Source organism: Bradyrhizobium sp. BR13661, assembly GCF_029892425.1.
Classification (GTDB): Bacteria; Pseudomonadota; Alphaproteobacteria; order Rhizobiales; family Xanthobacteraceae; genus Bradyrhizobium.
In genome coordinates this window covers 21937-41750 of sequence record NZ_JARXWB010000004.1, presented here as the reverse complement: position 1 = coordinate 41750, position 19814 = coordinate 21937, and the positions used below count along the sequence as shown (strand labels likewise).

At 64.2% G+C, this 19814-nt stretch carries 21 protein-coding genes; 16 read left to right on the top strand and 5 right to left on the bottom strand.

What is annotated here, in order from left to right; translation table 11 throughout:
- Nucleotides 1-150: 150 nt before the first annotated feature.
- Nucleotides 151-399, bottom strand: a complete 249-nt coding sequence (locus M2427_RS07880; RefSeq protein WP_280705672.1) for a type II toxin-antitoxin system Phd/YefM family antitoxin — start codon at nucleotides 397-399, stop codon at nucleotides 151-153.
- Between the two features lie 657 nt (nucleotides 400-1056).
- Entirely contained in the window at nucleotides 1057-1386 is a 330-nt protein-coding gene (gene erpA / locus M2427_RS07875) for an iron-sulfur cluster insertion protein ErpA (RefSeq protein WP_188108126.1), read from the bottom strand.
- A 108-nt stretch (nucleotides 1387-1494) separates the two neighbouring features.
- Between erpA and M2427_RS07870 the strand changes: the two genes are divergently transcribed.
- The 11 genes from M2427_RS07870 to M2427_RS07820 all read left to right on the top strand — a co-directional run bounded on the left by M2427_RS07870 (nucleotide 1495) and on the right by M2427_RS07820 (nucleotide 12055).
- On the top strand, nucleotides 1495-2703 hold the full coding sequence (locus M2427_RS07870; RefSeq protein ID WP_280705671.1) for a deoxyguanosinetriphosphate triphosphohydrolase: 1209 nt from the start codon (nucleotides 1495-1497) through the stop codon (nucleotides 2701-2703).
- Nucleotides 2704-2712: 9 nt separating this feature from the next.
- A complete protein-coding gene (gene argS, locus M2427_RS07865) occupies nucleotides 2713-4503 on the top strand; it encodes an arginine--tRNA ligase (protein WP_280705670.1) in 1791 nt (596 codons plus the stop codon).
- Between the two features lie 140 nt (nucleotides 4504-4643).
- A complete protein-coding gene (locus M2427_RS07860; protein ID WP_280706029.1) occupies nucleotides 4644-6185 on the top strand; it encodes an SPOR domain-containing protein in 1542 nt (513 codons plus the stop codon).
- A gap of 45 nt (nucleotides 6186-6230) precedes the next feature.
- Entirely contained in the window at nucleotides 6231-6683 is a 453-nt protein-coding gene (locus M2427_RS07855) for a hypothetical protein (protein ID WP_280705669.1), read from the top strand.
- Nucleotides 6680-7519, top strand: a complete 840-nt coding sequence (locus M2427_RS07850) for a ScpA family protein (protein ID WP_280705668.1) — start codon at nucleotides 6680-6682, stop codon at nucleotides 7517-7519. Before M2427_RS07855 ends, M2427_RS07850 begins: the two co-directional genes overlap by 4 nt.
- A 21-nt stretch (nucleotides 7520-7540) precedes the next feature.
- Nucleotides 7541-8296, top strand: a complete 756-nt coding sequence (gene scpB / locus M2427_RS07845) for an SMC-Scp complex subunit ScpB (protein WP_280705667.1) — start codon at nucleotides 7541-7543, stop codon at nucleotides 8294-8296.
- Nucleotides 8297-8462: 166 nt separating this feature from the next.
- Nucleotides 8463-8696: a twin-arginine translocase TatA/TatE family subunit gene (locus tag M2427_RS07840; protein WP_027529733.1), complete on the top strand. Its 234-nt coding sequence runs from the start codon at nucleotides 8463-8465 to the stop codon at nucleotides 8694-8696.
- Between the two features lie 88 nt (nucleotides 8697-8784).
- Nucleotides 8785-9303 carry a Sec-independent protein translocase protein TatB gene (tatB, locus tag M2427_RS07835; protein WP_280705666.1) on the top strand — a complete coding sequence of 173 codons (519 nt, stop codon included), beginning with the start codon at nucleotides 8785-8787 and terminating at the stop codon, nucleotides 9301-9303.
- A complete protein-coding gene (tatC, locus tag M2427_RS07830; RefSeq protein WP_280705665.1) occupies nucleotides 9300-10112 on the top strand; it encodes a twin-arginine translocase subunit TatC in 813 nt (270 codons plus the stop codon). The genes tatB and tatC overlap by 4 nt, the downstream gene beginning before the upstream one ends.
- Nucleotides 10113-10249: 137 nt before the next feature.
- On the top strand, nucleotides 10250-11581 hold the full coding sequence (gene serS, locus M2427_RS07825) for a serine--tRNA ligase (RefSeq protein WP_280705664.1): 1332 nt from the start codon (nucleotides 10250-10252) through the stop codon (nucleotides 11579-11581).
- Nucleotides 11582-11689: 108 nt separating this feature from the next.
- Nucleotides 11690-12055: a hypothetical protein gene (locus tag M2427_RS07820; RefSeq protein ID WP_280705663.1), complete on the top strand. Its 366-nt coding sequence runs from the start codon at nucleotides 11690-11692 to the stop codon at nucleotides 12053-12055.
- A 15-nt stretch (nucleotides 12056-12070) separates the two neighbouring features.
- Here the strand turns inward: M2427_RS07820 and M2427_RS07815 are convergent, their stop codons facing one another.
- Entirely contained in the window at nucleotides 12071-12610 is a 540-nt protein-coding gene (locus tag M2427_RS07815; RefSeq protein ID WP_280705662.1) for a hypothetical protein, read from the bottom strand.
- Nucleotides 12611-12962: 352 nt separating this feature from the next.
- Here M2427_RS07815 and surE point away from each other — a divergent pair, with 352 nt between their 5' ends.
- Nucleotides 12963-13730 (top strand): 5'/3'-nucleotidase SurE, encoded by a 768-nt coding sequence (gene surE, locus M2427_RS07810; RefSeq protein ID WP_280705661.1) that lies wholly within the window; start codon nucleotides 12963-12965, stop codon nucleotides 13728-13730.
- A 20-nt stretch (nucleotides 13731-13750) separates the two neighbouring features.
- On the opposite strand, the gene M2427_RS07805 is transcribed toward surE, so the two are convergent.
- On the bottom strand, nucleotides 13751-14122 hold the full coding sequence (locus M2427_RS07805; RefSeq protein ID WP_008547195.1) for a response regulator: 372 nt from the start codon (nucleotides 14120-14122) through the stop codon (nucleotides 13751-13753).
- A gap of 239 nt (nucleotides 14123-14361) precedes the next feature.
- Between M2427_RS07805 and M2427_RS07800 the strand changes: the two genes are divergently transcribed.
- On the top strand, nucleotides 14362-15012 hold the full coding sequence (locus M2427_RS07800) for a protein-L-isoaspartate(D-aspartate) O-methyltransferase (RefSeq protein WP_280705660.1): 651 nt from the start codon (nucleotides 14362-14364) through the stop codon (nucleotides 15010-15012).
- Nucleotides 15013-15121: 109 nt separating this feature from the next.
- A complete protein-coding gene (locus M2427_RS07795) occupies nucleotides 15122-16516 on the top strand; it encodes a LysM peptidoglycan-binding domain-containing M23 family metallopeptidase (RefSeq protein WP_280705659.1) in 1395 nt (464 codons plus the stop codon).
- An 81-nt stretch (nucleotides 16517-16597) separates the two neighbouring features.
- On the opposite strand, the gene M2427_RS07790 is transcribed toward M2427_RS07795, so the two are convergent.
- A complete protein-coding gene (locus M2427_RS07790; protein WP_280705658.1) occupies nucleotides 16598-17602 on the bottom strand; it encodes an ATP-binding protein in 1005 nt (334 codons plus the stop codon).
- Between the two features lie 179 nt (nucleotides 17603-17781).
- Here M2427_RS07790 and yajC point away from each other — a divergent pair, with 179 nt between their 5' ends.
- Nucleotides 17782-18150 (top strand): preprotein translocase subunit YajC, encoded by a 369-nt coding sequence (gene yajC / locus M2427_RS07785; protein WP_092229337.1) that lies wholly within the window; start codon nucleotides 17782-17784, stop codon nucleotides 18148-18150.
- A 49-nt stretch (nucleotides 18151-18199) separates the two neighbouring features.
- Nucleotides 18200-19798, top strand: a complete 1599-nt coding sequence (gene secD / locus M2427_RS07780) for a protein translocase subunit SecD (protein WP_280705653.1) — start codon at nucleotides 18200-18202, stop codon at nucleotides 19796-19798.
- Nucleotides 19799-19814: the final 16 nt, after the last annotated feature.

Here is a 19814-nt window from a genome sequence, read left to right as displayed (position 1 = left end):
AAAATTGACTACCGCTATTGGCGCCACGGCCGATGAGTTGGGCACTATTGCTTCGCCGTCGCGCGATGACAGGGAACGCCGAAGCACGATAGCCTTGTCGGTCACTCGACCACGCTGCCGTGAGTGCTTCGATCTGACGGCGACGCGCACCTACTCCCTATCGACGTCCTCCAGTCTCATGCCGCGTCCAGCGCGCAGGCTGTTCCGCGCCTGTTCAACGCGCCGCAGGAAACGGGGGTCATGTTCCAGACGGTAGTCAAACCAGTCGTCCTCCGACTCGAACCCAATCAACACGCCGGCCGGTTTGCCATGCCGTGTGATCACGATTTCCTGCGTCTCCGCCTCGCGAAGGTAGCGCGACAGATCGTCCTTGATCTCGGAGAGGGGAACTTCCTTCACTCCGGACTTCCGAATTGTGCGAGCCATGGTTCGGCCTCCGATTTGGACACGATCGCCAAAACTTCGACGGTCGTGCCGGAAACATCATAGAACACCCTGATATCGTCGACTCTCAGCCTGTATTGTGGGCGGCTCAGTCCTCGCAATCGCTTGATCCGGCTACGACTCGTTTTCTCGGGTCCGTGCCTGAGATGGGTTTCGAGCGCAGATCGCACGGCGGCCCGAACGTGCGCTCCCAGGCGACATCAGGCTTGCGGCGATCGGCATCGTCCACCCGGTCGAGCAGTACTACAAGCAAGGTATCACCATCAGCTCTCCGGAAGAGTTGGAGAGCGCCTTGGTTCAGCTCGTCATCAGGCTATTACGCCAGTCGCCTTGATGCGTGTGTTTGTGCGGGAACGAAAGCGGCAACCAAGGTCTGGGAATTGGACCGGCGGCAGGGGCCGCTTGGGCGTTGGGCCTATATCGAATCCGCTGCGTGCCCGGCCGAGCCCCCGTCTTGGGGATCTCGCGATGATCCTACATTACCGCTGTTTTGCCCGACGGGTCAACGGAATTTCGTAAAATCCGCATCGGCGCCACAGGCGCCAGCAAGCCTTTGATTCCGCTGCTACCGGCTACTGTGCATGGGGTTGTTTTTTGGGCTTTCGAGTCGGATCAGATCGAGAAGCTGGTGCCGCAGCCGCAGGACGCCGTTGCGTTGGGGTTGTTGACGCGGAACGAGGCGCCGATCAGATCGTCGACGAAATCGACCTGCGAGCCCGCCAGGAACGGCTGCGAGGCGGAATCGACCAGCACCACCGCGTTCTCCTGCTCGATGACGAGATCGTCGTCGCCGCGCGCGCGGTCGATGTCGAACTTGTACTGGAAGCCGGAGCAGCCGCCACCCTCGACCGAGATGCGCAGCATCGCGCCGGTGCCTTCGCCCTTGAGGATCTCCCCGATGCGGCGTGCGGCGCGGTCACTGATGGTCACGGCAGTCGTCATGGTCGTCTCCGATAGGCCCGCGTCATATCCAATTCATTTGGTATCCCGCGTCCGGCATAGTTAAGTGCAAGGATACGCAGAATCAAATGGATAGGGACTAAATTCGTCGTGTCCGTCGGAATGGCAGCCCCTCGCGCGCCCTATGCCTGCGACCCCGATCGCAGCCGCGGCCGGCTGGTCGCCGAGCCGCCGAGCCGGACCCGGAGCCCGTTCCGCAGGGATTGCGACCGGGTGATCCATTCGACCGCGTTCCGCCGCCTGAAGTACAAGACCCAGGTGTTCGTGTTCCACGAGGGCGATCACTACCGGACCCGGCTGACCCATTCGCTGGAGGTGGCCCAGATCGCCCGCGCGCTGGCCCGGCAGCTTGGGCTGGACGAGGACCTCACCGAGACCCTGGCGCTGGCCCATGATCTCGGCCATCCCCCGTTCGGCCATGCCGGTGAGCGGGCGCTGGATGCCTGCCTGAAGGATTTTGGCGGCTTCGACCACAACGCCCAGACGCTGCGCGTCGTCGGCTCGCTCGAGCACCGCTACCCTGAATTCGACGGGCTGAACCTGACCTGGGAGTCGCTGGAGGGCATCGTCAAGCACAACGGGCCGCTGACCGATCGCAGCGGCGCGCCTGTCGGCCGCTATCGCGAGCACGGCATTCCCGTCGGGATCGCCGACTACATCAAGACCTACGACCTCGAGCTCTGGAGCTTCGCCTCGCTGGAGGCCCAGGTCGCGGCGATCGCCGACGATATCGCCTACGACGCCCACGACATCGACGACGGCCTCCGCGCCGGCCTGTTCCATCTCGACGATCTCAAGGTGATGCCGCTCACGGCCGAGATCATCGCCGAAACGACCGCGCATTACCCTGACCTCGAAGATGTCAGGCGCGGCGCTGAGCTGGTGCGCGAGCTGATCTCGCATCTGATCGGCGCGGTGTTCGCGGAGGCGCAAAAGAACCTTGCTGCGATCAAGCCGCAATCGGCGCAGGACGTGCGCCAGCAGAGCCGGGCACTGATCGCCTTTCCGGCCGAGGTCGCCGAGGAGGAAGCCGCGATCAAGCGCTTCCTCTATGGGCACATGTACCGCCACAAGCGGGTGATGCGGGTGATGGGGGAGGCGGAACAGATCCTGTTCGACCTGTTCGCAAAGTACCTGAAATCGCCTGATGATCTGCCCCCGGAATGGCTGGTGGGGGCGCAAGCCGACGACGAGGGCGACCGGGCCCGCCGGATCGGCAATTTCATTGCCGGAATGACCGACCGTTTCGCCCTGACCGAGCACCAGCGGCTCTTTGACTCGACCCCGGATTTGCGTTAGGCGGCGGCCATGCCCGACACATCCTCAAGCCCGCATCTGTTCGCCGACGTGCTCGCACGCGTGCACGCCGCCTGCCGCGCGCTCGCGGCGGAAGCCAACTGGCCCGAGGGCATCGATTTTGCGCGCGTGGTGGTCGAACCGCCGCGCGACGCCTCCCATGGCGACATGGCGACCAACGCCGCCATGGTGCTTGCGAAAGAGGCAAAGGCGAAGCCGCGCGACCTCGCCGAGAAGATCGCTGAAAAGCTCCGCGCTGATGCGCTGATCGCCAAGGTCGATGTCGCCGGTCCGGGCTTCATCAATCTGACGCTGCAGCCCGCCGCCTGGGCCGAAGCGCTGCGGACGGTGCTGCGCGAGGGGGCCGACTACGGCCGCGTCCGTGGCGGGTCGAGGGTCAATGTCGAATACGTCTCGGCCAATCCGACCGGACCTATGCATGTCGGCCATTGCCGCGGCGCCGTGTTCGGCGACGCGCTGGCGAGCCTGCTCCAGTTCGGCGGCCATGACGTCACCCGCGAATATTACATCAACGATGCCGGTGCGCAGGTCGACGTGCTCGCGCGCTCCGCGTTCCTGCGGTATCGCGAGGCGCTCGGCGAGGACATCGGCGCAATCCCGGAAGGGCTCTATCCCGGCGACTATCTGAAGCCGGTCGGGCAGGCGCTGGCGAAAGAGCACGGCGACAAGCTGCTTGCGATGAGCGAAACGCAATGGCTGCCGACGGTGCGCGCCAAGGCGATCGCGATGATGATGGACGAGATCAAGGACGATCTCGCCGCCCTCAACATCCGCCACGACGTGTTCTTCTCGGAGCGCTCGCTGATCGAGACCGGCAACAACCGGGTTGCCGGGACCATCGATTTCCTGAAGGCCAAGGGCGACATCTATGAAGGTCGTCTGCCGCCGCCGAAGGGCGCGCCGGTCGAGGACTGGGAAGACCGCGAGCAGCTGCTGTTCAAGGCGACCGCTTATGGCGACGACGTCGATCGTCCGCTGATCAAGTCGGACAATTCCTACACCTATTTCGCTTCCGACATCGCCTACCACAAGAACAAGTTCGACCGTGGTTTTGCGGAGATGATCGACGTCTGGGGCGCCGATCATGGCGGCTACATCAAGCGCATGCAGGCGGCGGTGAAGGCGACGACGTCAGGCAAGGGTGCGCTCGACGTCAAGATCGTTCAGCTCGTGAAGTTGCTGCGCAACGGCGAGCCGGTGAAAATGTCGAAGCGGAGCGGGGACTTCGTCACCTTGCGTGAGGTGGTGGATGAAGTCGGCCAGGACGCCGTCCGCTTCATGATGCTCTACCGCAAGAACGACGCGGTGCTCGACTTCGACCTCGCCAAGGTCATGGAACAGTCGCGCGACAATCCGGTGTTCTACGTCCAGTACGGCCACGCCCGCGGCCACTCGATCTTCCGCAACGCCCGGGCGGAGGTGTTCCCGGACCTGCCAGAGGATACCGACAAGCGCATTGCATGGCTCGGTGAGTCGGCCGTGGAGCGGCTGTCCGACCCGGTCGAGCTCGACCTTCTCAAGCGCCTCGCAATTTATCCGCGCATGCTGGAAGCGGCAGCCAGCGCCCATGAGCCGCACCGTATTGCCTTTTATCTCTATGACTTAGCGAGCGAATTTCACGCACTTTGGACGAAGGGGCGCGATTTGCCCTATTTACGCTTCATTATCAATAATGATGCAGATCTTACAAAGGCGCGACTGGCCATGGTCCAGGGCGTCGTCTCTGTCCTGGCATCGGGCCTCGCCATCCTCGGCGTCCATGCTCCGGACGAGATGCGGTAGTTTGGGGCGAACTACTTAAGGGGAATATCGGGGGTACCGGCAGAAGCCGGATCGCTTAGATTTGGTTGAATGCCTTGTGGGTCGAAAGCCGCGCCTTGGTCGAGGGGCGCGCGGTTTTCCCGAAGGGACGCATCATCACGATGGCCGATCGATATCACGACAGACCGTTTCCTTCCGATGACTATGGTCGCGGCGCGGACCAGCATGGGAGGGCGGACGGCGATCCGTTGGCCGAACTCGCCCGCCTGATTGGACAGACCGATCCGTTCGCAGCCCAGGGCCGACAGGGTGCGCGGCCGGCCGCGGCGCCCGCGCCCACGCAGACCTATCAGGACGACGATTACGCGCAGGCCGACTATCAGCAGGATTATGCCGAGCAGGAGGCCCCTCCGCCTCAGCCGGGGCCGCCGTCATGGATGCGCCGCGCCAATGTGCAGCCGCAGCCGGCGCCTGAGCCCGACTATCCCGCCGCCATCAGTCCGGTTCACCCGCTGCATCGCTATTCGGCGCAGCCGGCAGCGCCCGAGCCTCAGTATCAGCAGCCGCAGGCGTATCAGGATCAAGCTTATCAGGATCAAGCCTACCAGCAGGAGCAGGCTTACGAGGCACCGTACGAGCAACCTGATCCAGCGCGCTACGATGATGCGCTGTACGGGCGGCTTGAGTCAGGCGAGCAGGATTTTCAGCGCGATCCGTCCTATCCGGACGACCCTTACGCGTTCCAGAGCGACTATCCCGAAGCCGATCTCGACGAGCACGAGCCGAAGAAATCGCGCGGCGGCATGATGACAGTCGCTGCGATCCTCGCGCTGGCTGTTGTCGGAACGGGCGCGGCATTCGCCTACAAGACCTATTTCGGCTCGCCCCGCAGCGGCGAGCCGCCCATCATCAAGGCCGACAACACGCCGACCAAGATCGTGCCGGCGCCGTCCGACTCGTCGGCGAAGGTGCCGGACCGCATGGTAACTGGCGACGGCAGCGAGAAGATCGTGCCGCGCGAAGAGGCGCCCGTCGACGTGAATGCCAAAGCGGCCGGTCCGCGCGTGGTGTTTCCGGCGCTGAACCAGAATGCGAACCCGCCGCCGGTCGCGAGCGTATCACCGTCCAACGTTCCGCCGCCGAGCGCCGGTCCGATCCCCAGCAACGGGACAATGCCGAACAGCGCGCCGCGCTCGATCAAGACCGTGGCGGTAAAGGGCGACCAGACCGACAGTGCCGTGCCGCAAGGCGCCGCGCCCGCAGCCAAGCCGGCTGCGCCGCCGAAGCCGGTTGCCGCGCCAGCCGCGTCGCGCAATCCGCCGACCTCGGCCAATGCCAGCGCCAACCAGCCGCTCTCGCTGGCGCCGCAGGCTGCTCCGGCCGAGCCGCCGCAGCGCATGGCCGCGACCAATCCGACGCAGATCGCGCCCGCGCCCAGCGGCGGTGGCGGTTATGTCGTGCAGGTGTCCTCGCAGCAGAGCGAGGATAGTGCCGCCGCGTCCTACCGGGTGCTCCAGAGCAAATATGGCAGCGTGCTCGGCTCTCGCTCGCCCGTCATCAAGCGGGTCGACCTGACCGACAAGGGCAAGGGCATCGTCTATCGCGCCTTCGCCGGCCCCTACGGCTCGGCTGACGAGGCAGTGCAGGCCTGCAACAATCTGAAATCGGCTGGCCTGCCGTCCTGCTTCGTCCAGAGGAATTAGCGGCCGTTTCCTTGACCCCCTCGAGGGGCAGGGTTAATCGGCCCTATGAGCACGCGGGCCTTCATTACCGGCGTATCCGGAACGGAACTGACCGCCGCTGAGCGGGCGTTTGGCCGTGCAGAGCGCTCATGGGACCTCAATCCGTTCAGGTCGAGCTTCGAGATTTCGACCCAAGCTACGGTTTCGGCAAGAGAATTGGCAGCGTCGGACCTGATTGCGCCGAATCGCGCCGGTTTCAGCATTCCCGTGGATGGCGCCGCCGAGCCCGCCCATCCGGGGCCGACTTCTGCGAAAATGGTCACTCAGGTGATTCGTAGCGCAGTCCGGTTCCAGGATTTGTTAATGAGTGATGACGTGTCGACGAGGAGCGCGCTTTCGGGACGCATTGCCGAGCGACTTCGCGCCATGTTCGCAGGCGGCGGCGACACGATGCTTCACCGCAACGACATCGCGACATTGGGCCCGTCGATCGCACGGGCAAACACGGCATCCGCATGACCGCAGAAATCCTATCGTTTGAAACCGGCCGGCCCGCAGAGCTTGCCGAGGGTGAACCGGCGTTGGTGGTGGACGTCGAGGGCTATGAAGGCCCGCTCGACCTGCTGCTCGCATTGGCGCGGCAGCAGAAGGTCGACCTCGCCAAGATCTCGATCCTGGCGCTTGCCGACCAGTATCTCCACTTCATTGAGGCTGCGCGAAAGATCCGGCTCGAGCTCGCCGCCGACTACCTCGTGATGGCGGCCTGGCTCGCCTTCCTGAAATCGCGCCTGCTGCTGCCTGAGCCGCCGAGCGCGGAAGGTCCAAGCGCTGAGCAGATGGCAACTGCGCTCGCCAACCGTCTGCGTCGCCTCGAAGCCATTCGCGAAGCCGCCAACCGGCTGATGAACCGGCAGCAATTGCTGCGCGACATTTTCCCGCGTGGCGAGCCCGAGCAGATCGCCGAGATCAAGCATCCGAAATACACCGCGACACTCTACGATTTGCTCACCGCCTATGCTTCGCAGCGCCAGTCGCGCGTGCTGGCGAGCGTGCATCTGGCCAAGCGCACGGTGTGGTCGCTCGCGGAGGCGCGCGCCACGCTGGAGCGGCTCGTCGGCAGCATCAGCGAGCAGGACGATTGGGGCGTTCTCGACGACTTCCTGATCCGTCACGTTGCCGATCCGACGCAGCGTGCGACCGTGTTTGCCTCGAGCTTTGCCGCCGCGCTCGAGCTCGTGCGTGAAGGTCAGCTCGAGCTGAACCAGAAAGAAGCGTTTGCGCCCATCTATTTCCGCAAAGGGCGTCCGAAACCGGTCGTGGACGCAGCTCCTGCGCCCGATGCGCCGGTCGGTTAAGTGCAAGAAGGAGAAGCTGCCATGGCAAGCCTGGCTGAAGTGCGGGTAGAAGAGGCCGAGCCGATGGAAAACGAATCCCAGGCACGTCCCGAAGAATTGCGGCTGCTGGAAGCGCTGCTGTTTGCCTCGAGCGAGCCGCTCGACACGGCGACGCTGGCCAAGCGCATGCCCGAGGGCGTCGATGTCAAGGCTGCGCTCGAGCAGCTCCAGGCCGACTATGCCTTGCGCGGCGTGAACCTCGTGCGGGTCGCCAACAAATGGACGTTCCGCACCGCCGGCGATCTTGCCTGGCTGATGACGCGCGAGAGCACCGAGACCAAGCGCTTGTCGCGTGCGGCCATCGAGGTGCTGGCGATCATCGCCTATCACCAGCCGGTGACGCGCGCCGAGATCGAGGAGATCCGCGGCGTCGTCACCTCGAAGGGAACGCTCGACGTGCTCTTGGAGACCGGCTGGATCAAGCCGCGCGGCCGCCGCAAGACGCCCGGCCGTCCGCTGACGTTTGGAACCACCGAGGACTTCCTGTCGCAATTTACCCTGGAACAGCTCGGCGACCTGCCGGGCCTGGAGGAACTGAAGGGTACAGGCCTCCTGGATTCGCGCCTACCGACCGGATTCAGCGTGCCGACGCCGTCCGATGATCCAGCGCTGCGTGAGGACGAGGATCCGCTGGAACCGGGCGAGGAGCTCGATCTGGCGCTGGCGCCCGCGGTCGAGCCTGAGACCGAACCGGAGACGCCGCCGGAAGGCGGCAATGAGGGCGGCGAAGAAGGCTGATATTTCGGCCTCTTACCGGACCCTGCGACCGGTTAACACTAGCAAGATTACGTAGCGCCAACAGCGAATTGGCGCGGCCTTGGTCCTTGTTTTTGGGCCTTGCGAAGCCTACGTTCCGGTCAAGATCGGCCGGGTCCCGGCCATGCGCGTTTTGGAGGGTTGCAGGATGGGTTCACTTAGCATTTGGCACTGGATCCTGGTGATCGCGGTGGTCCTGCTGCTGTTCGGCCGCGGCAAGATTTCGGATCTGATGGGCGACGTGGCGCAGGGTATCAAGGCCTTCAAGAAGGGCATGCAGGACGACGACAAGCCCGCCGAGAAGCAGGAGCCCTCGAAGTCCATCGAGCACAATGCCGCGCCGACCGCGGCGCGATCCGACGTCGGCAGCAAGGCCGTCTGAGCCAGGAGCACGCGAGACGCGGGAAACCGACCCGATCCTGCGCGTGAGGGATTGGGCCGAGCGTGATTTCGCGTGAACGGAAGACGTCATGTTCGACATCGGCTGGAGTGAGCTGGTTCTGATCGGGGTCGTGGCCCTGATCGCCATTGGCCCGAAAGAGCTGCCGGGCGTGCTGCGCATGGTCGGCCAGTGGATGGGCAAGGCCCGCAAGATGGCCGCCGAATTCCAGGGCCAATTCCAGGAGGCCATGCGCGAGGCCGAGATGGCCGACCTCAAGAAGAGCTTTGACGAGGTCAAGGAAGCCGCCTCCGGCTTCACCGGCGGCGGGCTGATGACTTCGCTGCAGAAGGACGTTAGCGACGCGCTCCGCGTCGATGCGCTCGACAAGCCGGCCGAGACGTCCACGACGGCTGCTGTTGAGCCGCCAGCAACGCCGACGACACCGGAAGCCCCGACGGCTGAAACCTTCGTGGAAGCCGAGGCGCACTCCGCTGCGAACGAGCCGCTCGCCATCACGCGTGAAGTCGAGCAGACGCCGGTCGCGCAGGACACCGTTGCGCAAGATGCGGCGCCACCCGAAGCGATCAAGGACGCCAAAGCGTCATGAGCGACGCCGATATCGAGGCGAGCAAAGCTCCGCTGATGGACCATTTGATCGAGCTGCGCGCGCGGCTGATCAAGGCGCTGCTCGGCTTTGGCGTGGCCTTTATCTTCTGCTTCTTCTTCGCCAAGCAAATCTACAACGTGCTGGTCTGGCCGTTCGTGTGGGTCGCAGGCGCGGAGAACTCCAAGTTCATCTACACCGCGCTGCTGGAATATTTCATCACGCAGCTCAAGCTGGCACTGTTTGGTGCCGGCTTCATCTCGTTCCCGATCGTTGCGACGCAGATCTACAAGTTCGTCGCGCCCGGTCTTTACAAGCACGAGAAGCAGGCTTTCCTGCCGTACCTGGTCGCAACCCCGTTCTTCTTCGTGCTGGGCGCGGCGCTGGTCTATTTCGTCGTGCTGCCGATGCTGGTGCGCTTCTCGCTCGGCATGCAGCAGGCCGGAAGTGACGAGACCGCACAGATCCAACTCCTGCCCAAGGTCGGCGAATATTTGTCGCTGATGATGTCGCTGATCTTCGCTTTCGGCATCGCCTTCCAGCTGCCGGTGATCCTGACGCTGCTCGGGCGGATCGGCATCATCACCTCAAAGATGCTGCGCGAGAAGCGCCGCTACTTCATCGTTCTGGCTTTTATCATCGCGGCAGTCCTGACGCCGCCTGACATCCTGAGCCAGTGCTCGCTCGCGATTCCCCTGTTGGCGCTCTACGAGGGCTCGATCATCGCGGTGTCGATGGTGGAGAAGAAGGCGGCCGCCTCGCAGACGACCACCGGCACCGACGTGTCGACGCCGGCCAATCCGGCGGAGTAGGGCACTTTCGCTCTATCATGGTGCTGTACAGCCCATGATTCGTCATGCCCGGGCTTGACCCGGGTATCCACGACTTGATCTAAGGCGGCAGATACGTGGATGGCCGGGATGAATCCGGCCATGACGGGAAAACAGCCATGCACGACATCAAATCGATCCGCGACAATCCGCAAGCCTTCGACGCAGGCCTCGCCCGCCGGGGCCTGAAGCCAATGTCGGCATCGCTACTCGCGATCGACGAGAGACGGCGGGCGTCGATCCTGGCGTCCGAGCAGGCGCAGGCGCGCCGCAATGCTGCGTCCAAGGAAATCGGCGACGCCAAAAAGGCCAAGGACGAGGCGCGTGCGGCGAAGCTGATGGCCGAGGTCGCCGAGCTCAAGACCACGATGCCGGAGCTCGAAGCGGCCGCGAAGACTGCCGACGAGGAGCTCACCAAAGAGCTGTCCGCAATTCCGAACATTCCGTTCGACGAAGTCCCCGATGGCGTCGACGAGCACGGCAACGTCCAGCACCACGTGTTCGGCGCCAGGCGCAATTACGGCTTCGCGCCGAAGCTGCACGACGATCTCGGCACCGCGCTCGGCTACATGGATTTCGAGGCCGCGGCAAAACTCTCCGGTGCGCGCTTCGTCGTGCTGAAGAAGGGGCTCGCGCGTCTGGAACGCGCGATCGGCCAGTTCATGCTCGACCTGCACACCAATGAGCACGGTTACACCGAGATCAATCCGCCGCTGTTGGTTCGCAACGAGGTGATGTTCGGCACAGGCCAGCTGCCGAAATTCGAGGACGACCAGTTCTGGGCGATCAAGGGCGAGCTGCTGGCAGAGCCCGATCATGAGCGGTTGAAGACCGAGCGCCTCGGCCTGATCCCGACGGCGGAGGTGTCGCTCACCAACCTCGCGCGCGAGTCCATTCTCGATGAGAAGCAACTGCCGATGCGGCTCACCGCGCTGACGCCGTGCTTCCGCGCCGAGGCGGGCGCAGCCGGACGCGACACCCGCGGCATGATCCGCCAACACCAGTTCACCAAGGTCGAGCTGGTCTCGATCACGACCCCCGATGCGAGCCGCGACGAGCTGGAACGGATGCTGTCCTGTGCCGAGCAGGTGCTGCAGAAGCTCGACCTGCATTACCGCGTCATGACGCTTTGCGCAGGGGATATGGGTTTCTCGTCGCAAAAAACCTATGACATCGAAGTGTGGATGCCCGGGCAGGGCGAGGGCGGGATGTTCCGCGAGATCTCGAGCTGCTCGGTGTGCGGTGATTTCCAGGCGCGGCGTATGGATGCGCGCTCGCGCGGTCCGGACGGCAAGCCGCGCTTCGTGCACACGCTGAATGGCTCCGGTACCGCCGTCGGCCGCGCGCTGATCGCTGTGATGGAGACCTACCAGCAGGAGGACGGGTCGATTGCGGTCCCCAGCGTGCTCCAGCCCTATATGGGCGGGTTGAAAGTGGTGGCGCGCGAGTAACATACAAAAATCAAGCGCGTTGCCGGTCTGAAACGTGGAAACGTTTGGTTGCGAAGATCGGGCGGCCGGCTATCCTGACGGTGACGAGCGAACGCGAACCCACCGTCCATGGCCCTGCACCGAGATATCTTCTGGATCGGCCGACAATGGGCAGTGACAGGTGCCGGCATCCAGGCCGTCGATCAGCGCTTGCGGGGCGTGCTGGACATCGACACCGCGCGGCTGTGGGACGACGCTCTCCTTCAGGACCGCAGAGCGAAGGCCGGCGTCAATGTCGAGGATTTTGACAAGGCGGTGACAGTCGCGCGCGATCGCTTTCCGAAGCTGCCAGCGGCGGAGCCCTTGATTGCGCAACTGAAGGCGCTCGGCGCGATCGATGCGACGCCTGCGGTGAGCCCTGTCGTGCCGGCGATGCGATTGCGAGCCGAAGGCAAGCTCGCGCGCTTTCTGCCGCAATGGCGCGTCCGCCGCTAAAACGCGTTGCCCGCTTCAATAATGCATCCGGCCAAAATAGGTCGGCGTGATCCGGAAATAGGTGCTCGGATCAACCTGATGTGAGCGATGACGTGCTGGCGGTCGCTCCTCGGCCGGCAGTTTTGGCGCGGCACCGGCATCCGAATTCGCAGCCGCAGTGACGCAGGGGCCATCGCGCGGACAGCGTTTTGGCACGCACTTGCCGTGTGCGAATTCGAGATCGTAGACCTGTCCTGACATCGTCACCTGGCCGATGCAGAGGCATTGGCCAGCGACCGTCATCTGGCCGCCGAGGCAATTGTCCGCATGGGGTCGGACGCAGGTGCCAACCTGATCTGCGCCGGTCGGCATCAGCTGGAAGCCGGCCGGGCAAAGACATCGTCCATCGCTCGCTGGACGGTCGTTGCAAGCGATGGTGACGAGCGCGCGCGGTGGTGCCGGAGGCGGCGCTGCGTCGATGATGCAGACGCCGCCCTCGGCATGGAAGTTGAGAGGGCAGATAAGCGGCGGTGGTGCTGCGCTGGTCTCGGCCGGTGCGGGAGGTGGATTTGGCATCGGCTGCGCCGGAACTTGCGCCGGCGCGAGCGGGGCCGACTTGGAGACGCAGACGCCCTCGCGGAACCCTTGCCAGGGAAAGCAGTGGTCAGCAGGTTCCAAATCCTGGGCCCACCCCGCCCCGGACCCGCAGAGGCCAAGACACAGCCCGAACAGAACAGCGACGGAAAAGCGGGTCATTTCATGCCCATTCGGCTGAAAATGCCCGAGAAAAATAGGATGCCGCGCTGCGGTGCCGCAATGATCTAGATCACAGACTAGGCCTGCCGAATCCCCGCGTTCCGCCGGTTTGCCTGATCGGCCGTAGGCGGATAAGACGGCCTGACCCCAGCTTCAGGAATCGACCACCGGCATGCGCATTCTCTGCACCAATGACGACGGTATCCACGCTCCCGGCCTCAAGGTCGTGGAGGAGATCGCACGCGCACTGTCCGACGACGTCTGGGTGGTGGCGCCCGAGCTCGATCAGTCCGGCGTGTCGCATTCGCTGTCGCTGAACGATCCCCTGCGCCTGCGCGAAGTCGGGCCGCGGCACTTTGCGGTGCGGGGCACACCGACCGACTGCGTCATCATGGGGGCGCGCCACATCCTCGGCGCCAAGCTGCCCGATGTCGTGCTCTCGGGCGTCAACAAGGGCCGCAACGTGGCCGAGGACGTGGTCTATTCCGGCACCATCGCCGGCGCGCTCGAAGGCACCATTCTGGGCATCCCGTCATTCGCGCTGTCGCAGGAATTCAGCGTCGAGACGCGAGATCGGCCGCCCTGGGACACTGCGCGCAAGTACGGTCCGGACATTCTGCGTAAGGTGATCAGGGCAGGCATTCCCAAGGACACTGTCATCAACGTCAACTTCCCGTCCTGCACGCCTGAAGAAGTGCTCGGCATTCGCGTGACGCGGCAGGGCAAGCGCAATCTTGGATTCCTGCGGATCGACGAGCGCAGGGACGGGCGCAACAATCCCTATTTCTGGATCGGTTTCGAACGCACGGCGATGATGGACACGCCTGCGGAAGGCACCGACCTTGCGGCGCTGCGCGAGCGCTACGTCTCGGTCACACCGCTGCGGCTCGACCGTACCAATGAAGCGTTTTCGGAAGAGCTGAGCGCGACGTTGAAGTAGCGGCGATTTGGAAGGAGCGGCTAGCCGCCGCGAAGCGCGGCTTCGATGGTCTTGCCGAGCGCGTCGAGCTGAAACGGCTTTTGCAGTGCGGGCCGGTCGCGATATTGCTCGGGCAGACCCGAGGAGCCGTAGCCGGTGGCGAAGATGAAGGGGCAGCCCTTCGCCTTGATGACGTCGGCGACCGGCGAGATGACCTTGCCATTGACGTTGACGTCGAGGATGGCGATGTCGAACTCGGTGGCCTGGGCCAGCCGCATCGCCTCGGTAATGTCTCCCGCTTCAGCCGCGACCTTGTAGCCGAGTTCCTCCAGCATATCCGCGACCATCATTCGGATCATCACCTCGTCCTCGACGAGGAATACAGAGCGGCCGGAAAGCCCTGTCGCGGTCATTGTCGTTGCGTCCTTGCCCATTGCCGAAAACGTTCGCAGATAACACGAATCGAAGCAATGCGCGTTTCGGCCAACTGACATATCGAGAATGACCGTGGTGGCTCGGCCCCTGTAAGCCGATTTGTGGTCAAATGCCGAGCCGCAGGGCTATATGGGTTCCTGAGCAGGAACAAGATTCTAGCCCGGATCCCGGCGTCGAAGCCATTGATCCGGGCCCTGGCGAGACGACATAGGCCGCGATGACCCCCAATCAAGAACCGCCCGAAAAGATGATGTTTCAGCTCACGCTGAGGCGTCGCGGCATCAGCGACCAGGCCGTGCTGCGGACCATGGAGGAGGTGCCACGCGAGAAGTTCGTCGAGGCCTCCGATCGCGACGGCGCCTACCGTGACAGCGCGCTGCCGATCGCCTGCGGGCAGACCATCAGCCAGCCCTTCGTCGTCGCCTACATGACCGAGCAGCTGCAGCTTCAGAAGCAGCACCGCGTGCTCGAGATCGGCGCGGGCTCCGGCTATCAGGCTGCCGTGTTGTCGAAGCTGGCGCGCGAGGTGCTGACCGTCGAGCGCTACCGCAAGCTTGCCGATGCCGCCCGCGTCAGGCTCGAAATGCTGGACTGTCACAACGTCGAGGTGATGCTCGGCGACGGCCTCAATCTGCCACCCAATATCGGGCCGTTCGACCGCATCATCGTGACCGCCGCGGTGGAGCAGATTCCGGAGAACCTGATCGCGCGGCTCGAGGTCGGCGGCATCCTGATCGCGCCTGTCGGACCGCATCAGGGCGTGCAGACGCTGACGCGGCTCAGCCGCAGCGAGACCGGGATCGAGCGTCGGGAACTCGTGGAGGTGCGTTTCGTGCCGGCGCTGCCGGGCGTGGCGCGGGAGCTGTAGAACTCCGGATCGGCTGTTCTGCCAACGTCTTATTGGGAGGGTTAAGCCGTTATTTACTCGGCGCGTGTTTACTTAAAAGACCAGTTCTGTTGCGTACGAGTGAGTAACCATGTCTGTTGTCGCCGAGTTGCTTTACTCGCGCCGCGTACCGCAGGTCGCGGTGCTGGCGCTGATTTCCTTCGGTTTCGCAGGGTGCAGCGCCGACATGTCGTCGCGGCTGTCCCAGTCGAATTTCTCAAATCCCTTCTCCTCTGAGCAGACCGGTTCGGTCCAGCAGGCCCCGCCGCAGCGCGAACTGCCGCAATATGCGCGGCCGCAGACCCAGCCCGGCTCCTATCAGTCCCAGGCACTGCCGCCGCCGGCCGTTGCCGCGCCGCAGTCTTATCCAGTTGCAGCCGGTGGAGGCGTCTCCGGAGGCGGACGCGGGCTCGGCTCCTACACGCCGCCGCCTCAGCCGCGTCTCGAAACCACCGGCACTGTGCCGCCGCGTTCGGTCGCGGCCGCCCAGCCTGTCGGCGGGACCAAGATCATCGTCGGCACCAGCGACACGCTCGACGTGCTCGCCAAGCGCTATCACGTCACGCCGCAGGCGATCCTCGCCGCCAACGGCTACAAGGGACCGCGTGCGCTCTCGCCCGGCCAGCAGTTGATCATCCCGCATCCCGGCGCTGTAGCTGCTGCGCCCGCACCGGTGACGGCCCCGGTTGCCGTCGCTCCCGCGATGGCGCCGAAGCCGGTCGTCGCCGCTGCTGCGCCGCCGAGCTTCCACTTCGTCAATCATGGCGACACGCTCGTAAGCATCGCGCGCAAGAACCATATCTCTGCGGCTGAGCTTGCCCATGCTAACGGCCTCGAACCGTCGGCCAAGCTCAAGCTCGGGACCAAGCTGACGGTGCCGGGCGCCAAGACCGCGGCGGTCGCTGCGCCGCTGGCTCCGGCTCCCGTCGGCGCGGCTCCCGTGGCGGCCGCACTGCAGCCCGTCGCGGCTGCTCCGGCTCCTGCTACGAAGATGGCCGCGATTGCCCAGCCGGCACAGAGCGCCCGTCTGGCCCAGGCCACCACCAATATCGACGAGAAGCCTGCCGCCGAGGCGCCGGCGAAAGCGGCCGAGACCACCAGCTCGCTGCCGACCTTCCGCTGGCCGGTGCGCGGCAAGGTGATCACGAGCTACGGTGCCAAGACCAACGGCAAGTCCAATGACGGCATCAACGTCGCGGTGCCCGAGGGAACGCCGGTCAAGGCGGCTGAAGACGGCGTCGTTGCCTATTCCGGCAACGAGCTGAAGGGTTACGGCAATCTGGTCCTGGTTCGGCACTCCAACGGCTACGTCACCGCATATGCCCATGCGAGTGAGCTGTTGGTGAAGCGCGGCGATACCATCAAGCGCGGTCAGGTCATTGCCAAGTCGGGTCAATCCGGGGAGGTGGCGTCGCCGCAGCTCCACTTCGAGATCCGTAAGGGATCGAGCCCGGTTGACCCGCTTCAATTCCTGAACGGGGCGTGAGGCTCCGGCGCCTCGCACCCACATCACCACGAACGCCATGATCGCCCGCGAGAGCGGGCGATCATGTTTTTCGAGACAGTCCTAATGGGTCGCGAGCTTCACGCCGAGGCGTCCCGCCAGCTCCTGCACGAACTGCCAGGCGACACGGCCCGAGCGCGAGCCGCGTGTGGTCGACCATTCCAGGGCTTCGCGCTCGAGCGCCTCATCGTCGACCTTGATGCCGAAATGGCTGCAATAGCCCCGCACCATGGCGAGATATTCGTCCTGGCTGCAGCGGTGGAAGCCGAGCCAGAGGCCGAAGCGATCCGACAGCGACACTTTTTCCTCGACCGCTTCGCCCGGATTGATCGCGGTCGAGCGTTCGTTCTCGATCATGTCGCGCGCCAGCAGATGGCGCCGGTTGGAGGTTGCGTAAAGGATCACGTTCTCGGGCCGGCCCTCGATGCCGCCTTCGAGCACGGCCTTGAGCGATTTGTAGGACGCGTCATTGCCGTCGAATGAGAGGTCGTCGATGAACACGATGAAGTGGAAGCTGGCGTCGCGAAGCTTCTCCATCAGCATCGGCAGCGTTTCGATGTCCTCGCGGTGAATCTCGATCAGCTTCAGCTTGTCGGCCGGCTTGCGGTCGGCGTTGATGCTCGCGTGCGCCGCCTTCACCAGCGACGACTTGCCCATGCCGCGCGCGCCCCAGAGCAGAGCGTTGTTGGCGGGCAGGCCGTTGGCGAAGCGCTCGGTGTTCTCCATCAGGATGTCGCGCATCCGGTCGACGCCTTTGAGCAGGAACAGCTCGACGCGGCTGACCCGCGGCACGGCCGCCAGACGGCCGTCGGGGTGCCAGACATAGGCGTCCGCCCGGTCGAACGACTCGCGCTCGACGGCCGGCTTGCCCTGGGCTGCCAGGTGGGCCGCAATGGTCTCCAGCGCGCGGACGATGCGCTCCTGGGAGAGGTCCGAGGCGGCGTTGGATGCGACCTTCGGGGCCGCCTTTTGGACCGCTTTGGGGCGTTTTGTCGCGACCTGGGCGGGCTTGAAAGCAGGGGTACGGGGGCCTTTGCCGGCCGGGCTTTTGCGAAGGTTTTTGGGCATGTCCGAAGTTCCTGAGAATGCAGCCTTATCGGGCCTGACGGCGCGCCGCAAGGTGGCTAAAAGGGCGGTCTGGCAGCGTTGCAATTGGGGCGGTGGTCGCTATAGTCCGCGCGAATTTGACCGAACCGGTCGCCATCAAGGCCTGACCGGCTTCTCCCGTTTCCACGAGGATCGTCCGAATGCTGATTACCCCTGCGTATGCCCAGGCCGCGGGCGCCGGTGACACCAACAGCATGTTGATGTCGCTGCTGCCGTTCGCCCTGATCTTCGTGATCATGTACTTCCTGATTCTGCGCCCGCAGCAGAAGAAGGTGAAAGACCACGCCGAGCTCGTGAAGAACATCCGCCGCGGCGACACCGTCGTGACCTCGGGCGGTCTGGTCGGCAAGGTCACCAAGGTGGTCGATGACGACCAGATCGAGTTCGAGATTTCCGACGGCGTGCGCGTGCGCCAGATGCGATCGATGATCTCGGGCGTGCGCGCCAAGGGCGAGCCGGCCAAGGACAGCGCGAAGGAAAGCGCCAAGGACGACGCCGCGGCGAAGTGAGCGCTTTCCCGCGAGCATCTCAAATCTCCTGATCTGACAGGTCCAGTCGATGTTGTATTTCACGCGGTGGAAGGCGCTCGGGATTATCCTGACGGCGCTGATCGTGTGCCTCTGCGCGGTCCCGAACTTCTTCCCCGAGGCGCAGGTCAAGACCTGGCCCGCCTGGGCGCAGCGGCGGCTGGTGTTGGGTCTCGACTTGCAGGGCGGCTCCTCTCTGCAGCTCGAGGTCGATTCCAACTATGTGAAGAAGGAAAAGCTCGACCAGGTCCGCGACGATGTTCGTCGCGTGCTGCGCGAGGCCAAGATCGGTTACACGGGTCTTGTCACGAAGGGCGATGCGGTCGAGGTGCGCGTCAAGGACGTGGACGCCCAGACGGCGCTCGCCAAGTTGCGTGATCTTCCTCAGCCGATTGGCGGCCTCATGGGGTCTAGCGGTCAGCGCGACCTTGATGTGGCCGATGCCGGTGGCGGATTGATCCGACTCAGTGTTCCGGAAGCCGCGATCAACGAGCGTTTGCGCAAGACCATCGAACAGTCGATCCAGATCGTCGAAAAGCGCGTCAACGAGCTCGGCACCGTCGAGCCTATCATTCAACGTCAGGGTAACGACCGCATCCTGGTGCAGGTGCCGGGTTTGCAGGATCCGACACATCTGAAGGATATTCTCGGCAAGACCGCCAAGATGGAATTCCGGATGGTCGACACGACTGTGTCGCCGGACCAGGCGCAGCAGGGCAAGTTACCGCCGGAATCCGAGCTGCTGACGAGCGCGTCGCCGCCACCGACTCCTTATGTGGTCAAGAAGCAAGTCTTGGTTGCCGGCGGCGATTTGATCGACGCTCAGGCGACTTTCGACCAGCGGACGAGTGAGCCGGTCGTCAGCTTCAAGTTCAATACGTCGGGTGCGCGCAAGTTCGCGCAGGCTACGCAAGAGAACGTCGGACTGCCCTTCGCGATCGTGCTCGATAACAAGGTGATCTCTGCGCCCCGGATCAACGAGCCCATCACAGGCGGGCAGGGCCAGATCTCGGGCAGCTTCACGGTCCAGTCCGCCAACGATCTTGCCATCCTGATGCGCGCTGGCGCGCTGCCGGCGCCGCTCACGGTGGTCGAGGAGCGCACTGTTGGTCCGGGCCTTGGCCAGGACTCGATCGAGAAGGGCGAGCTTGCGGCCTATGTCGGCTCAATTCTGGTCGTCGTCTTCATGCTTCTGACCTATCGGCTGTTCGGCGTGTTCGCCAATATCGCCGTCTGTATCAACGTCGCGATGATCTTCGGCCTGTTGTCGCTGCTCAGCGCCACGCTGACGTTGCCCGGCATCGCCGGCATCGTGCTCACCGTCGGCATCGCGGTCGATAGCAACGTGCTGATCTATGAGCGCATCCGCGAGGAGCTGCGCGGAGGGAGAACCCCGATCTCGGCGATCGACGCAGGCTTCAAGCGGGCGCTTGCGACCATTCTCGATTCCAACATCACGACCTTCATTGCTGCTGCCGTGCTGTTCATGATCGGCACCGGACCGGTGCGCGGTTTCGCTGTCACGCTCGGCATCGGCATCATCACCACGGTGTTTACCGCCTTCACCATGACCCGCCTGATCGTGGCGTGGTGGGTGCAGTGGAAGCGGCCGAAGACCGTGCCGATTTGAGAATCCGAGGCCGACT

Coding starts and splice junctions, on each gene's coding strand:
- erpA (WP_188108126.1), bottom strand. CDS start 1,386: ATGACGACTGCCGTGACCATCAGTGACCGCGCCGCACGCCGCATCGGG.
- argS (WP_280705670.1), top strand. CDS start 2,713: ATGCCCGACACATCCTCAAGCCCGCATCTGTTCGCCGACGTGCTCGCA.
- M2427_RS07860 (WP_280706029.1), top strand. CDS start 4,644: ATGGCCGATCGATATCACGACAGACCGTTTCCTTCCGATGACTATGGT.
- M2427_RS07855 (WP_280705669.1), top strand. CDS start 6,231: ATGAGCACGCGGGCCTTCATTACCGGCGTATCCGGAACGGAACTGACC.
- M2427_RS07850 (WP_280705668.1), top strand. CDS start 6,680: ATGACCGCAGAAATCCTATCGTTTGAAACCGGCCGGCCCGCAGAGCTT.
- scpB (WP_280705667.1), top strand. CDS start 7,541: ATGGCAAGCCTGGCTGAAGTGCGGGTAGAAGAGGCCGAGCCGATGGAA.
- M2427_RS07840 (WP_027529733.1), top strand. CDS start 8,463: ATGGGTTCACTTAGCATTTGGCACTGGATCCTGGTGATCGCGGTGGTC.
- tatB (WP_280705666.1), top strand. CDS start 8,785: ATGTTCGACATCGGCTGGAGTGAGCTGGTTCTGATCGGGGTCGTGGCC.
- tatC (WP_280705665.1), top strand. CDS start 9,300: ATGAGCGACGCCGATATCGAGGCGAGCAAAGCTCCGCTGATGGACCAT.
- serS (WP_280705664.1), top strand. CDS start 10,250: ATGCACGACATCAAATCGATCCGCGACAATCCGCAAGCCTTCGACGCA.
- M2427_RS07820 (WP_280705663.1), top strand. CDS start 11,690: ATGGCCCTGCACCGAGATATCTTCTGGATCGGCCGACAATGGGCAGTG.
- M2427_RS07815 (WP_280705662.1), bottom strand. CDS start 12,610: ATGCCAAATCCACCTCCCGCACCGGCCGAGACCAGCGCAGCACCACCG.
- surE (WP_280705661.1), top strand. CDS start 12,963: ATGCGCATTCTCTGCACCAATGACGACGGTATCCACGCTCCCGGCCTC.
- M2427_RS07805 (WP_008547195.1), bottom strand. CDS start 14,122: ATGACCGCGACAGGGCTTTCCGGCCGCTCTGTATTCCTCGTCGAGGAC.
- M2427_RS07800 (WP_280705660.1), top strand. CDS start 14,362: ATGACCCCCAATCAAGAACCGCCCGAAAAGATGATGTTTCAGCTCACG.
- M2427_RS07795 (WP_280705659.1), top strand. CDS start 15,122: ATGTCTGTTGTCGCCGAGTTGCTTTACTCGCGCCGCGTACCGCAGGTC.
- M2427_RS07790 (WP_280705658.1), bottom strand. CDS start 17,602: ATGCCCAAAAACCTTCGCAAAAGCCCGGCCGGCAAAGGCCCCCGTACC.
- yajC (WP_092229337.1), top strand. CDS start 17,782: ATGCTGATTACCCCTGCGTATGCCCAGGCCGCGGGCGCCGGTGACACC.
- secD (WP_280705653.1), top strand. CDS start 18,200: ATGTTGTATTTCACGCGGTGGAAGGCGCTCGGGATTATCCTGACGGCG.